Here is a 12,823-nt window from a genome sequence, read left to right on the forward strand (position 1 = left end):
GGGGCACGCCTGCCAGCCCGAAGCGGCCTTTCAGAGCTTGTCGTACGTCGGAGACTCGGGGATGAGGGGGGCGGCGGTCTGGACGGGAGGACGCCTGGGCATGGCTGATTCAGAAGGGAACCACGGCGCGCAAGGGGCACCTGACCCGGCGGGGATGTTCGCGAACCGCCTGCGCAAGGACGCGAAGCACTTCCGCAAGTGGGCCAGGGCCGAGGGGCTGACGGCCTTCCGCGTCTACGACAGGGACATTCCCGGGTACCCGTACGCCGTGGACCTCTACGGCGACTGCGCGCACGTGGTGGAGTACCCGCGCCGCCGCGCCCTCAAGTCCGGCACCGCCGAGACGCAGCGCGAGGAGGTGCTCGCCGCGGTGACGGAGGTGCTCGGCGTCCCGCCCGAGCGCATCTTCGTGAAGACGCACACGCCCCAGCCCTGGGGCCGCTCGCAGTACGGCCGGGTGGGCCAGGGCGGCAGTCGAATGGTGGTGGAGGAGCAGGGCCTGAAGTTCTGGGTCAACCTCGGCGACTACCTCGACACCGGCCTCTTCATGGACCACCGCAACACCCGCGCGCGGGTGCGCGAGGAGGCGAAGGGGAAGCGCTTCCTCAACCTCTTCGCCTACACCGGGGCCTTCACCGTGTACGCCGCCGCGGGAGGCGCCGCGAGCACGACGACGGTGGACCTGTCCAACACGTACCTCGACTGGGCCGAGGACAACCTGGACCTGAACGGGCTGGCGGACGCGCGGCACGAGCTCATCCGCGCCGACGCCAAGGCGTGGGTGGAGGCGCAGGCCGGAGAGCCGGCGCGCTACGACCTGGTGGTGTGCGACCCGCCGTCCTTCTCCACGTCGAAGAAGATGTCGGGCAGCTTCAACGTGCAGCGAGACCACCCGCGCCTGCTGGCCGCCATCAGCGAGCTGCTCTCGCCCGGCGGCGTCCTCTACTTCTCCACCAACTTCCTCGGCTTCGAGCTGAGCGATTCGGCGGCGCGGGGGATGGAGGTGGAGGAGCTCACCCCCGACTCCATCCCCGAGGACTTCCAGCGGAAGGAAATCCACCGCTGCTGGCGGATGGTGGCCCCCTGAGCGGAAGGGGCCACCGGCACCGCCTCGGGCTCCGGAAGCGCTACAGCCAGCAGACGTTGTCGACGCAGCGCTCGCCGGCGGGGCACTCGCAGTTGGCCACGCACGCGTTGCCGCTGCCCTGATTCACGGGCTTGCAGAGGCCGCTGGTGCAGACATTGCCCGCGGGGCACTCGCAGTTGGCGCGGCACACCGGCGAGGTGCCCGCGTCCTGCGCGGGAGGAGGCGTCGGCGTCCTGCAGGAGCCATTGGTGCAGACCTGGCCGGAGGGGCAGTCGCAGTTGGCGTTGCACGAGGGGCCCGAGCCCGCGTCGGGGGGCGGGGGCGGCGGCGTGGGCGACTTGCAGTAGCCGCTGGTGCAGACCTGGCCGGAGGGGCAGTCGCAGTTGGCGACGCAGGCCTGGCCCGGGTCGGGCTGCGGCGACTTGCACTGGCCGTTGGTGCAGACCTGGCCCGAGGGACAGTCGCAGTTGGCGCGGCACTCGCCCCCGCTGGGGATGGGCATGCAGTAGCCAATCTGGCAGGTGTACTCGGTCGGGCACTCGGTGGTGGACCCGCAGGCCGCGCGGCACTGGCCGTCCACGCAGTCCTTGCCGTCCTGGCACTGGTAGGCGGAGGTGCAGGCGTTCGGGTCCTGCGGGCGGGGGCGGCACACGCCGAAGACGCACGCATCCGTGGAGGCGCACTGCCGGTCCGCCGTGCAGCCCTGCAAGCACTGGTTGTTGATGCAGTAGTTCCCCGCGCCACAGTCCGTGTTCACCCGGCACGTCGAGCCCGCGTCCGGGATTGGCCCCGGCCCGCCGTCGGACGCGCCGCCATCCGGCCGGGTACCGCCGTCGGGCCGCGTGCCGCCGTCGCTGCCGCTGTCAGGCCGCGTCCCAGCATCCGGGCGCGTCCCGCCATCCTGCGTGCCCGGCGCGCAGTAGTGGTCGGAGCACTTGCCGCCCGAGCCGCATTGCGAGTCGCGCGAGCAGGGCTGGAGGCAGACGTTGTTGATGCAGATCTCCGCGCCGTCGCAGTCGATGGTGGTGACGCAGCGGCGCGCGTCCAGGGGGAGGTCCCGACACGAGCCGGAGCGACAGGTCTCATCGCTGCTACAGTCCGAGTCGTTGTAGCAGTAGGAGTATTCGTCGTCGTACCAGTCCTCGTTCTCGTGGATGATGCAGCCCGAGAGAGTGGAGACAAGCGACAGCAAAAGCGGCAGCAGCAGCCTGCCTGCGGGGGTCTTCCTCATGAGTGGGGACTCCGAGAAAACTGGGGGACCGGTCCGGCCACCGGGTAGGTTGTGCGGATTCAGCCGCGTTTGACGCCGGAGGCGCGACGGCTGATCAAAGAATATAATTTGATCGCATCCCGTCGCTGCGGCGACCAGCAGGCACACGGAGGTAGTGTGCTGGCCTGGACCATTCACATCGACGGCGTATGGCTCCTGAACGGAGCTGAACCGTTGAATGTCCCCGAGGGAGAGCCCCCGGTGTTCTTCCGAGGTGCCCGTTCATTGGCGGAAGTTCCCGCGCTGGGGGAGCGCCGCGGGCGGGGCGTGCCCGCGCCCGTGGCCTCGGACGAGGCCCAGCTCCAGCTGCTGGTGCGCCGTATCCAGGAGGGAGACCTCACCGCCTTCGAGCAGCTCTACCAGCTCACCCGGATGGACGCGGTGCGGACGCTGCGGCATCTGGTGGGCAACCGCGTGGAGGTGGAGGATCTGCTCCAGGAGACGTATCTGCGGCTGCTGACGGCGGTGAAGGGCTATCGGGGTGAGTCGCGCTTCCGGACGTTCTTCTACCGGGTGTGCTCGAACGTGGCGCTGTCGCACCTGCGCTGGAAGCGGCGGCGGCCGGAGGACTCCGTCGCGGAGCCTCCAGAAATGGTGGCGCAGGGTGACGACCCGGAGCACGCGGCGGCGCGGCGTCAGGCGGCCCGGTTGGTCGAGGTGGCGCTGGAGCGGCTGAAGCCGAAGAAGCGCATCGTCTTCGTGTACTACGAGCTGTGTGGGATGACTCCAGACGAAATCGCCGAGGCTGTGGGAAGCTCGCCCAACACCGTGCGCAGTCGCCTGCACCACGCGCGGCTGGAGTTCAACGAGGCCATGCAGCGACTGCTCGCCCATCGCCGACCGGGAGGTCCCCATGGCGCGCCATGAGGTCCAGGCCCTGTGGGCGCTGGCGGCGGGCGAGCTGGACGCAGCGGCCCGGGCACGCGTGGAGGCGCACGTGGCCGGGTGCCCGTCGTGCTCGGCCCAGCTGGAGCAGGTGAAGCAATCCCGCGGCGTGCTGCACGAGGCGCGTGCGGTGACACCGGACGTGCGCTGGGGCGTGGTGGACGCGGGGCTCCGTTCCGAGGCGGCGCGGCGGATGACGGCGGCGGCACCCAGGTCCCGGCTGCCGTGGGCACTGGCGCTCGCGGGGGCCTGCGCGGCGATGCTCGGCTTCTGGATGTTGCGGACTCCGGAGGTGGCGCCGGGCGGGCCGGGGGTTCCCGTGGCGACGCTACCGGCGTCCCAGACGGGTACAGCGGTGGCCACGGCGCAGGCGGTGCTCGAGGGCGGCAGCGCCCCGGACACGGCCCAGGCGGAGAGCACCTCGGGCGCGGTGGTGCGCGAGGTGGGTGGCACGGAGCGGGCGTTGCAGACGGGAGCGAAGCTGCGCTCGGGGGTGGCGGTCCGGACGCCCGCGCGCTCCACGGCGCTGCTGCGGCTGCCGGATGCGAGCCGGGTGCGGCTGTCGGAGGGCTCGGACGTGGAGCTGTCCCGTGCGGAGGCGCGCGACGTCCACCTCACGGTGCGGCAGGGCCGGCTCTCGGTGCAGGCGTCACATGCGGAGCGGCAGGGCTTCACGGTGGAGGCCGCGGGCCTGCGCGTGTCGGTGGTGGGCACGGTCTTCACGGTGGAGCGCACGGAGCACGGCGCGGCGGTGGCCGTGGCTGAAGGTCAGGTGCGCGTGGAGGTGGAAGGACAGCCCACGCGGCTGGTGGGCGCGGGTGAGCGGGTGGAGCTGGACGCGCGGGAGAGGACGCTGAAGCACGAGCCGGTGTCCGAGCCCGACCAGCGGGCCTTCGAGGCGCTGAGCGCGCCCGTCCCGCAACAGGGAGACACGGCGACCACGGCCGAGGCCATCGCCGCGGTGGCTCCGACGACGGATGCTCCGTCCGCGCTCACGGCTGACGCGGTCGCGCCCGCGGCGCTGGCGACGGAGGCCCCATCCGCGAAGAAGCCGGCGGTGGCCACGCAGCCGAAGTCGCGCGGAGAGCGGCAGCAGGTGGCGACCACGGTGCCTCGCGCGGGAGGAAAGCCGCGGGAGCGCGTGGCGTCCGCTACTCCCACGGTGGCCCCCCCTGCCCCCGAGAAGACGGTAGTCGCGGCGCCTCCAGCACCGGCCCCGGTGGTGGTGGCCGCCGCGCCGCCCGTGACGGGCCCCGACCAGGAGTTCGCCCCCTACCCCGCGCGGTCCGTGACGGAGTCGCTGCCGCCCAAGACGGCCCCGGCGCCAGTGCCGCCTCCCGTGGCGGTGGCGGAGGCGCCAGCGAAGGAAAAGAAGAAGAAGGAGCCGCTGATTCCGATGGCGCTGATGTCGAAGGACGCGGACGAGCGGTTCCTCGGGTACGCGCGGCTGCAGCTCAGCCCCCGCACGTGCGAGAGCTTCCTGGTGGGACTGGAAGAAATCGCGCAGCGAAGCCCGCGTGATTCGCACCGTGAGCAGGCCCGCTACCTGCGCGCCCGCTGCTTCGAGGAGAAGCTCCAGCCGAAGGCGGCCAAGGGCGAGTACCGCCAGTACCTCAACGAGTTCCCCCGGGGTCGCTACGCGCGCGAGGCCAACACCGCGCTGCTGCCCTGACCTGGTCTCAGCCGTCCGAGCCCGTCCGAGGCAGCTTCTCCGGCGGCGCCGTGGCATTCCCTCGCGCCACCAGCTCGCGCACCACGGACTCCAGCGCGCGGATGCGGCGGCCCGCGCGCCCCGGAGCCCACTCGGGCACGTCCGGGCCGCGCAGCAGCTCCATCGCCTGCTCCACGCCCCCCGCCTTGCCCTTCAGCGCGCGGGCCGTGGACAGGCGCACGTTGCACGCCGGCCGCCGGGTGACGCCTCCCTCCCACAGCAAATCCAGCGCGAAGGTCGTCCACACCGCCAGCTCGTCACCAGGGCGGAGGAACGCCTCGAAGCGCGCCAGCGCCTGTGCCCGGGGCTCTCCGGCGCGCAGCACCTCCTCGGACAGCTCCACGTGCAGCGGCGTGCTGCGCGCCAGGGGCTGCTCGGGGGCAATCACGGCCTCGAAGCGCTCGCCCGTGGCCGGACGGCAGGCCACCGCGTGCACCAGCTCGGAAGGAATGTTCGTTCCGGTCGGATGCGCGTTGGCCTCGCCATAGAAGAGGACGAGGTTCTCGAAGCGCTCGGCCAGCGTGCGCAGCTCGAACGGCGGACGCCACGGGCCGAAGTAGATGCGGCGGCGGTTCGGAGACGTCCGCTGCGACTGCCGCTCCAGCTGCGTGTCCACCATGTACTCGAAGGCCTTCAGCATGGTGTCGAACCGCGCCGGGTCACCCTCCAGGATGCCCAGCATCTCCACCACCGCTTCGATGGTGGACACACAGTGGTCCGCCGGCTCGGCGCGGATGCGGTAGTTGCTGGGACGGCGAGGCACGAAGGAGATGCGCGGCAGGCTGGCCAGCAACGGGTTGCGCGAGACGACCTTCTTCGCCTGGGGCCAGGTGCCGTCCACGACGATGATGGTCTCCGGCGGATTCTCTCGGGCTTCTTCCACGGTGATGGCGTCCTCGCCCGGGAAGAGCACGGCCACTGACTCCGGCCTCGCCGCGAGCTGCTCCAGCCGCGCGTGGCCGGTGAAGTCCACACCCTCGTGCAGCTCGGCGTTGCGCAGCGCCAGGCGAGCCATGCGCGCCGTGCCGATGGCCACGCGCCGCTCACGCGGATGCTGGAGGAAGACGACGCGGGTCCGCGTCTCCAGCGGGGGCGGCAGTTGCGCGCAGTAGCAGGTGGTGTCGGGACGGCGGCAGCGAAGGCACAGGTTACGCACAGCCAGCCTTTACGGTACGCCCCGGAGAGGGGCAAGCACTGCCGGCAGGAAGCGCGGCGGGCAACCAGGGGGGCAGGCACTACCTCCACCTCCCTCCAGTGGGTCCCTGTGTACGCCGAAGATGTCTCCCACACCGCCAGTCGACGGAGTACAGAAGCCCTGTGAATCTGCTCCTGCTCTTCGATGAGGACTTCCTCCCGGACGGCACCGCCCGCCTCACCGGGCGCCGGGCCCAGCACGCGCGCGAGGTGCTGCGCGCGGAGCCCGGCGAGTCCCTGCGCGTGGGCCGGCTGGGGGGCCTCACCGGCACCGGAGAGGTGCTGGAGAACAGCGTCGGTGTGCTGCACCTGCGCGTCTCCCTCACCGAGCCTCCGCCCCCACGCGCGGGCGTGGACCTGCTGCTCGCCATCCCTCGTCCCAAGGCGCTCAAGAAGGTGCTGCCCGCGGTGGCCTCGCTCGGCGTGGACCGGGTGGTGCTGGTCAACGCGGCCCGGGTGGAGAAGAGCTACTTCGACTCCAAGGTGCTGGACGCCGCCTTCGTCCGGGAGTTGCTCCTCCAGGGCCTGGAGCAGGCCCGGGACACGCACCTCCCCGAAGTCCACGTGCGCGAGCGCTTCCGCCCCTTCGTCGAGGACGAGCTGGACACCCTCTTCGGCCCCACGGCCGTCCGGCTGCTCCCCCACCCGCCCGCGAAGCAGCCCCTGCGCGCGGCCGGCGCGGACACCGCCGAGCGGGTGGTGCTGGCCATCGGCCCCGACGGCGGCTGGGTGCCCTTCGAGGCCCAGCTCCTCGAAGCCCAGGGCTTCCGCCCCTTCTCCCTGGGCCCCCGAATCCTCCGCGTGGAGACGGCGGTCCCCGTCCTCCTGGGGCAGGTCGCCCTTCTGAGAGAGGACACTGCATTCAAAGCAGAGCCATCTCGGGCTTGAAGGGCCGCCGTGCGCTGTTCAAGAGTCACAGCCATGGCCACGTCCAACCCTTCCTCCCCCGCCACCGACGGCACCTCGCAGCCCGCCGTGGGTGAGCAACAGCCCCTCGTCACCTCGGAGCCGCAGGCCGCGCCCGCGAAGCCCGCCAGCCACGACACGGTGCCGCCCCCGGCCCTGCTCGACTTCATGATGAAGCGGTGGAAGCCGGGTGCGAAGAAGCTGCCGCCCAGGCTCAAGCACTCCGACGCCTTCCGCGCCCGTCGCCGCGCCCTCTCCAAGCTGTTCCCCGGAGAGACGCTCATCGTCCCCACCGGCCACGAGAAGGTGCGCGCCAACGACACCCACTACCGCTTCCGGCCGGGCACCGACTTCTACTACCTCACCGGCAACACCGAGCCGGACTGCGTCCTCGTCCTTCAGCCCAAGGAGGGCGGAGGCCACACGGACATCCTCTTCGTGGAGCCCAACCCGGGCCGCACGGACTCCACCTTCTTCACCGACCGCGTGAAGGGCGAGCTGTGGGTAGGCCCGCGCCTGGGCGTGAAGGAGAGCCGGGCCCGCTTCGGCGTGGACGAGGCGCGCGGCCTCAATGAGCTGAAGGACTACGTCGCCGGCCTGAATGGCGCGGTGAGCCGCCCCACGCGCGTGCTGCGCGGCTTCGCCCCCAAGGTGGACACCGCGGTGCCGGAGGGCGGAGACAAGGACAAGGCCCTGGCCCAGGCGCTCTCCGAGATGCGCCTCCTCAAGGACGACCAGGAGCTGCGCGAGCTGCAGTCCTCCATCGACTCCACCCAGCGCGGCTTCGAGGACGTCATCCGCGGCCTGAAGACGGCGAAGACGGAGCGCTACGTGGAGGGCATCTTCAACCTCCGCGCCCGCGTGGAGGGCAACGACGTGGGCTACGGCACCATCGCCGCCAGCGGCTCGCACGCCTGCGTGCTGCACTGGACGCGCAATGACGGCCCGCTGGTGCCCGGTGACCTGCTCCTGCTGGATGCGGGCGTGGAGGGCCACACCCTCTACACCGCCGACATCACCCGCACCCTCCCGCTCTCCGGGAAGTTCTCCAAGGAGCAGCGCGAAATCTACGAGCTGGTGCTGGAGGCCCAGGAGCAGGCCATCAAGGCCGTGAAGCCGGGCAACGACTTCATGGAGCCCAACCGCGTGGCCATGCGCGTGCTGGCCGGGGGCCTGGAGTCCCTCGGCATCCTCGAGGACGCCGAGGAGGCGCTCAAGGACGAGCACCAGTTCTACAAGCGCTACTCACTGCACAACGTCAGCCACATGCTGGGCCTGGACGTGCACGACTGCGCCCAGGCGCGGCAGGAGGCGTACAAGTACGGCAAGCTCCAGCCCGGCATGGTGCTGACGGTGGAGCCCGGCCTGTACTTCCAGACGGACGACCTCACCGTGCCACGGCGCTACCGCGGCATCGGCGTGCGAATCGAAGACGACGTCGTCGTCACCGCGCGCGGCTGCAAGGTCCTCTCCGGCAAGATTCCGCGCACCGCGAAGGACGTGGAGGCGTGGATGAAGTCCGTGTGGAAGGCCGCGAAGAAGTAGGCGGCCCCACTCCAAACGCCCGGGAGGACGGTGCTACGGCGCCGTCCCCTCGGCCTGCGGCGCCGTCTCACCGGGCTCCGTGCCCACGGCACCGGGCGCTCCGGGCTTCGGAGCCTCGCCGGGCTTCGACGCGGCCGTCTTGCGCGTCTTCTCCCACTCCTCCAGGGACAGTGGGGCGACCTCCTTCAGCGTGGAGACCGCCACCGCGAACTGGCGCGGCTCGGTGCGCGCGTCGGGGCCGACGGAGAAGTTGATGCGGTGGATTTCGTGTCCGTCCTCCGTCTCCAGCAGCACCCGCCAGTCGCCGGGCTTCAGGTTGGACGTGGTCGCGAAGGAGCGGTAGCCGCCGTCCGTCCCGTTGCTGCTCACGTTGGCCATCCAGCCGTTGCCGAACGTCGTCCAGCCCTTGTCGGGGTGGTCGTAGTACCAGCGGACGCGCACCTTGTACGGGGCGAAGCCCTTGGGCGCGAAGATGCGGAAGAAGTAGTAGGGCTTGTCGCCCGGCTGCATCAGGTAGTCCGGGCCGAACCACGTCCACGGCTTGAACCAGACGGAGTCGTCCACCGTGGACAGGTGGTACACGCCCGGGCTGACCCGATCCACCTTGTGGTAGATGCCCGCGAACTGCACGGCCACCGGCAGCGGCGGAATCACGCCCACCAGGTACAGCAGCAGCAGCACGCCCTGCACGCCGAAGCCGGGAACGGCCACGTTGCGGACGAGGAACTCCACGTCCGGACGCCAGCGCTCAATCAGGCGCATCAGCCCGAAGACGCTCGCGCTGCCCAGGGCCACCGCCAGCAGGAACACCCAGAAGCCCATGCGGCCGATGAGCACCGGCAGCAGGCACGCGAAGTACATCGTCACGCACAGGCTGAGCAGCACCACGCGGATGACGGGGCCCACCTGCCGGAAGCGCGGCAATTCGTTGGCCACCAGCAGCGCGAACAGGCCCACCACGAACAGGTAGGGCGTGAAGCCCGACGTGCTCTTGAAGAGCAGCAGCATGAAGACGCTGAGCAGGCTTCCGAAGAAGAAGTGCACCGCGTCCTCGCGCCAGCGCCACACCTTCGCCAGCAGCTTCGGCGGCTCCGTGCCCTCCGGGAAGCGCTGCTCCAGCAACAGCAGCGAGGACAGGATGACGAGGTACGCGAAGCTCTGCACCAGCGTCAGCGTGTCGTCGATGCGGCTGAGCGAGACGACGTCGTAGATGAAGCCGCCGAAGAAGAAGGCGGCCATCTCCCACTTCTCATGGCGGGTGCGGAAGTCCTGCACCTTCTCCATGAGGGTGGGCGTCTTCGCCGTGGCCACCAGGTCGTCCGGGTCCACCGCCACTCCGGGCGCGGTGGCCGGCAGCGCGGTGTCCTTCAGCGCGACGGCGGCATTCGTATCAGCGGCGGGGAGGACGTTTCCGGATACGGCCGGGGTAGCCGGCGCATCGACGGTGTCGTCCTGCTTCTCGGGAGTGTTGGGCTGTGTTGCGGTGACCACGGCGGTTCCTCGGGGCAGCGGCCGCCCATCCTAGCCGCTCCAGGGGGAGGCGGTCTTCCCCCCTCCCCCCGAGGCCCGCGCCCCGAATCAGGCTGGGGACTTGCCGGAGACCAGGTCCGCCAGCTCACCGCGCTCGGCCAGGTCCGTCAGGATGTCGGAGCCGCCGACGAACTGCCCGTTGATGAAGACCTGCGGAATGGTGGGCCAGTTCGTGAAGTCCTTGATGCCCTGGCGAATCTCGGGGTCCGCCAGCACGTCCACGGTGTGGACCTCGCCGTAGGGCTGGAGCAATTGCAGGGCGCGCGCGGAGAAGCCGCACTGCGGGAACAGGGCGTTGCCCTTCATGAAGAGGACGATTTTGTGCGACTGGGTTTCCTTCTCCAGCCGTGTCTTGAGCTCAGGGGTCATCGAAGCAGCTCCTTCTAGCGCTGCCCGAGCTTCTGCCACTGCTCGGGCGAATAGGTCTTGAGTGCGAGGGCGTGCAGCTCGCCCGACTTCAGCCACTGCTGCAGGGGGGCGTACACCAGCTGGTGCTGCTGCACCATGGGCTTGCCCACGAAGGCCGGGCTCACCACCCGGGCCTCGAAGTGGTCTCCCGTCCCGGTGGTATCTCTAACCTCCACCTCGGAGTCCGGCAGGGCTTCCAGGATACGGGTACGGACAAAATCGGCGTCGAGCATCAGTTCATCCCCCTTCCCATCACCAGCATGGCCGGGTCCACGCCCATGCCACGCAACGTGGTCTCCCACAGCTTTCCAGGCTCCAGGCCCAGCACCGCCTCGGCGGTTGCCTCCGCGAAGAGCCAGGAGCCAGCGGCAATCTCGCTCTCCAGCTGCTTGGGACCCCAGCCCGCGTAGCCCAGGCAGAAGCGCAGGCGCGGCGAGGGGTTCTCCAGCAGCGGGCCCAGCGCGTCCAGCGTCACGCTCAGGAAGAGGCCGGGCATCACCGGGTGCTTCTCCAGGAGCTCCGTGGCGTCATGGAGGACGAAGCCGCGCTGCGGCTCCACCGGGCCTCCCACGAAGACGGGCTGCCCTTCGCGCTCCTTGGAGATGCCCAGATTCTGCCCGCGCGCCAGCTCACCGAGCGTCAGGGGCGCCCCCCGGTTCACGACGAGCCCCATGGAGCCCGTCTCCCCGTGCTCGATCATCAGGATGACCGACCGGTAGAAGTTCGGGTCCCCAAGCTGGGGCATGGCCAGCAGGAGTCCGGGAGCAAGGTTCTTCACAGGGGGAGCATCAACCGTTCGCGGGGACGGCGCAACCGGAACCCGAGCCTCGGTTCCCGGTCCGTCCATCCCCGCGACATGCTGGCACTGTCAGTGCCAGCTCGTGTGCTTGGACTGGAGCGCCTCGGCCAGCTTCTCCGGGTTGAGGGGCTTGCCGATGAAGAGGTCCGCGCCCAGGCCCTTGCACTTGCGCGCCATGGCCGCGTCGCTCATCGCGCTCACGCCGATGAGCACCGCCTGCGGGAAGCGCTCGCGGAGCTTGGACATCAGCGTGGCCCCGCTGCGGCCGGGCAGGAAGACGTCGACGACGGCGGCGTCCATGCGCTTGTTGCGCACGGCGAACTCCGCCTCCTCCGCGCTCCCCACCGGCAGCGGCTCGTAGCCCCAGCCCGCAATCATCTCCACGAGGATCTCCCGGTGCGTCGGGTCATCCTCCACGACGAGAACGGCGCCACGGACCGGCTCCAGCTTCAGCTCGTCACTGCGCTCCGTGCGCTCGCTGGAGTCGTGTCCGGTGGAGATGGGCAACTCTTCGACGTTGGGCAGGGACATGAGTGCACCGGTGGGCAAAAGGTTTCCGTGTGATGGAAACCCACCTCCCAACGTTGGGAATTCCTCGGACAGAGGTGCTTCTCCCACCCCTGAAGTGCACCTCAGGCGGCCCGGCGCGGCGTCGCTGAGAGCGCCTGGGAAGCGAGCGAGGCACCGAGCACCAGCAGCACCAGCAGCGCCCACGCGGGAAGCACCACGCGCCCGCCGCCCTCGTAGATGAGGGCCGCGTAGCTGGTGCCCAGGTAGCGGCCCAGGGACATGGGCTCCATGCGGGCGATGCCGAAGAAGCTCACGGTGGACTCGGTGAGGATGGCGGCGGGCAGGCGACTGAGGAACACCGCCAGCGCGAACGGGCGCAGGGCGGGCCACAGGTGGACGCGCAGGAGGTGGGCCCCTCCCCCGCCGAGCGCCCGGGCGGCGGCGACGTACTCCTGTGACTCCAGGGTGAACAGCCGGTTGCGGAACATGCGCGCCGGTCCTGCCCAGCCCACGAGCGCGAGGGAGGCGACCATCAGTCCGAAGGGGCCGAACCCTCCGCCCTGCCCCGCGTCCGCCAGCGACTGGCCCGCGAGCTGGAGGACCATGACCACCAGCACATCGGGGAGCGCGAAGACAGCGTCCACTCCGCGCAGCAGCGCCTGCTCCACCGCGCCGCCAGACAGGCGCGCCACGGCGGCCACGGCCAGGCCGATGAACGTGGACAGCGCTCCCGCGGCGAGGCCCACGGCGAGGGACACCCAGAGCCCGCCGAAGGCCAGCTCGCACACGGTGCGGTCCGGGCGCGTGGGGTCCATGCCCAGCGGGCAGGTGCTGGCGAGCGCCTCCGGGAAGAGGCGGCCCGCCACGAGGCTGAGCACGCCCAGCCCCACCAGCAGCGTCAGGCCGAAGATGGCGCGCGGGGGAACGCGGCTCATGTCGTGGCCTCACGGGAGCGAGAGGCTGGCAGGCAGAGCCGAC

13 protein-coding genes are annotated in these 12,823 nt (G+C 70.6%); 5 read left to right on the forward strand and 8 right to left on the reverse strand.

The genetic code is table 11. From position 1 onward, the window contains the following. Window positions 1-100: 100 nt before the first annotated feature. Window positions 101-1,087 carry a class I SAM-dependent methyltransferase gene (locus G4D85_RS00100; RefSeq protein WP_240358986.1) on the forward strand — a complete coding sequence of 329 codons (987 nt, stop codon included), beginning with the start codon at window positions 101-103 and terminating at the stop codon, window positions 1,085-1,087. Window positions 1,088-1,127: 40 nt separating this feature from the next. Here G4D85_RS00100 and G4D85_RS00105 read toward each other — a convergent pair whose 3' ends face one another. Continuing rightward, window positions 1,128-2,318, reverse strand: a complete 1,191-nt coding sequence (locus G4D85_RS00105) for a DUF7107 domain-containing protein (RefSeq protein ID WP_164006712.1) — start codon at window positions 2,316-2,318, stop codon at window positions 1,128-1,130. 264 nt (window positions 2,319-2,582) lie between these two features. On the opposite strand from G4D85_RS00105, the gene G4D85_RS00110 reads away from it, so the two are divergent. After that, the gene (locus tag G4D85_RS00110) at window positions 2,583-3,224 is read left to right on the forward strand and encodes an RNA polymerase sigma factor (protein WP_240358987.1); all 642 of its coding nucleotides are present in this window, start codon (window positions 2,583-2,585) and stop codon (window positions 3,222-3,224) included. Beyond that, window positions 3,211-4,914, forward strand: a complete 1,704-nt coding sequence (locus G4D85_RS00115; RefSeq protein ID WP_164006714.1) for a FecR domain-containing protein — start codon at window positions 3,211-3,213, stop codon at window positions 4,912-4,914. The genes G4D85_RS00110 and G4D85_RS00115 overlap by 14 nt, the downstream gene beginning before the upstream one ends. Window positions 4,915-4,921: 7 nt before the next feature. Here the strand turns inward: G4D85_RS00115 and G4D85_RS00120 are convergent, their stop codons facing one another. Beyond that, window positions 4,922-6,115: a tRNA-uridine aminocarboxypropyltransferase gene (locus G4D85_RS00120; RefSeq protein WP_164008972.1), complete on the reverse strand. Its 1,194-nt coding sequence runs from the start codon at window positions 6,113-6,115 to the stop codon at window positions 4,922-4,924. A 155-nt stretch (window positions 6,116-6,270) separates the two neighbouring features. On the opposite strand from G4D85_RS00120, the gene G4D85_RS00125 reads away from it, so the two are divergent. After that, on the forward strand, window positions 6,271-7,035 hold the full coding sequence (locus G4D85_RS00125) for a 16S rRNA (uracil(1498)-N(3))-methyltransferase (RefSeq protein WP_164006716.1): 765 nt from the start codon (window positions 6,271-6,273) through the stop codon (window positions 7,033-7,035). Between the two features lie 33 nt (window positions 7,036-7,068). Then, complete coding sequence (locus tag G4D85_RS00130; RefSeq protein WP_164006718.1) at window positions 7,069-8,598, forward strand: aminopeptidase P family protein; 1,530 nt, start codon at window positions 7,069-7,071, stop codon at window positions 8,596-8,598. Between the two features lie 33 nt (window positions 8,599-8,631). On the opposite strand, the gene G4D85_RS00135 is transcribed toward G4D85_RS00130, so the two are convergent. The 6 genes from G4D85_RS00135 to G4D85_RS00160 all read right to left on the reverse strand — a co-directional run bounded on the left by G4D85_RS00135 (window position 8,632) and on the right by G4D85_RS00160 (window position 12,780). After that, window positions 8,632-10,089 (reverse strand): DUF2914 domain-containing protein, encoded by a 1,458-nt coding sequence (locus G4D85_RS00135; protein WP_164006720.1) that lies wholly within the window; start codon window positions 10,087-10,089, stop codon window positions 8,632-8,634. Window positions 10,090-10,176: 87 nt separating this feature from the next. Beyond that, window positions 10,177-10,497, reverse strand: a complete 321-nt coding sequence (grxD, locus tag G4D85_RS00140; protein ID WP_164006722.1) for a Grx4 family monothiol glutaredoxin — start codon at window positions 10,495-10,497, stop codon at window positions 10,177-10,179. Between the two features lie 14 nt (window positions 10,498-10,511). Then, the gene (locus G4D85_RS00145) at window positions 10,512-10,769 is read right to left on the reverse strand and encodes a BolA family protein (RefSeq protein WP_164006724.1); all 258 of its coding nucleotides are present in this window, start codon (window positions 10,767-10,769) and stop codon (window positions 10,512-10,514) included. After that, complete coding sequence (locus G4D85_RS00150) at window positions 10,769-11,314, reverse strand: YqgE/AlgH family protein (RefSeq protein WP_164006726.1); 546 nt, start codon at window positions 11,312-11,314, stop codon at window positions 10,769-10,771. Before G4D85_RS00150 ends, G4D85_RS00145 begins: the two co-directional genes overlap by 1 nt. A gap of 90 nt (window positions 11,315-11,404) precedes the next feature. Then, the gene (locus tag G4D85_RS00155) at window positions 11,405-11,866 is read right to left on the reverse strand and encodes a response regulator (RefSeq protein ID WP_164006728.1); all 462 of its coding nucleotides are present in this window, start codon (window positions 11,864-11,866) and stop codon (window positions 11,405-11,407) included. A 101-nt stretch (window positions 11,867-11,967) separates the two neighbouring features. After that, window positions 11,968-12,780 (reverse strand): ABC transporter permease subunit, encoded by an 813-nt coding sequence (locus G4D85_RS00160; protein ID WP_164006730.1) that lies wholly within the window; start codon window positions 12,778-12,780, stop codon window positions 11,968-11,970. Window positions 12,781-12,823 lie beyond the last annotated feature (43 nt).

Origin of the sequence: Pyxidicoccus trucidator, assembly GCF_010894435.1 — a bacterium.
Classification (GTDB): Bacteria; Myxococcota; Myxococcia; order Myxococcales; family Myxococcaceae; genus Myxococcus; species Myxococcus trucidator.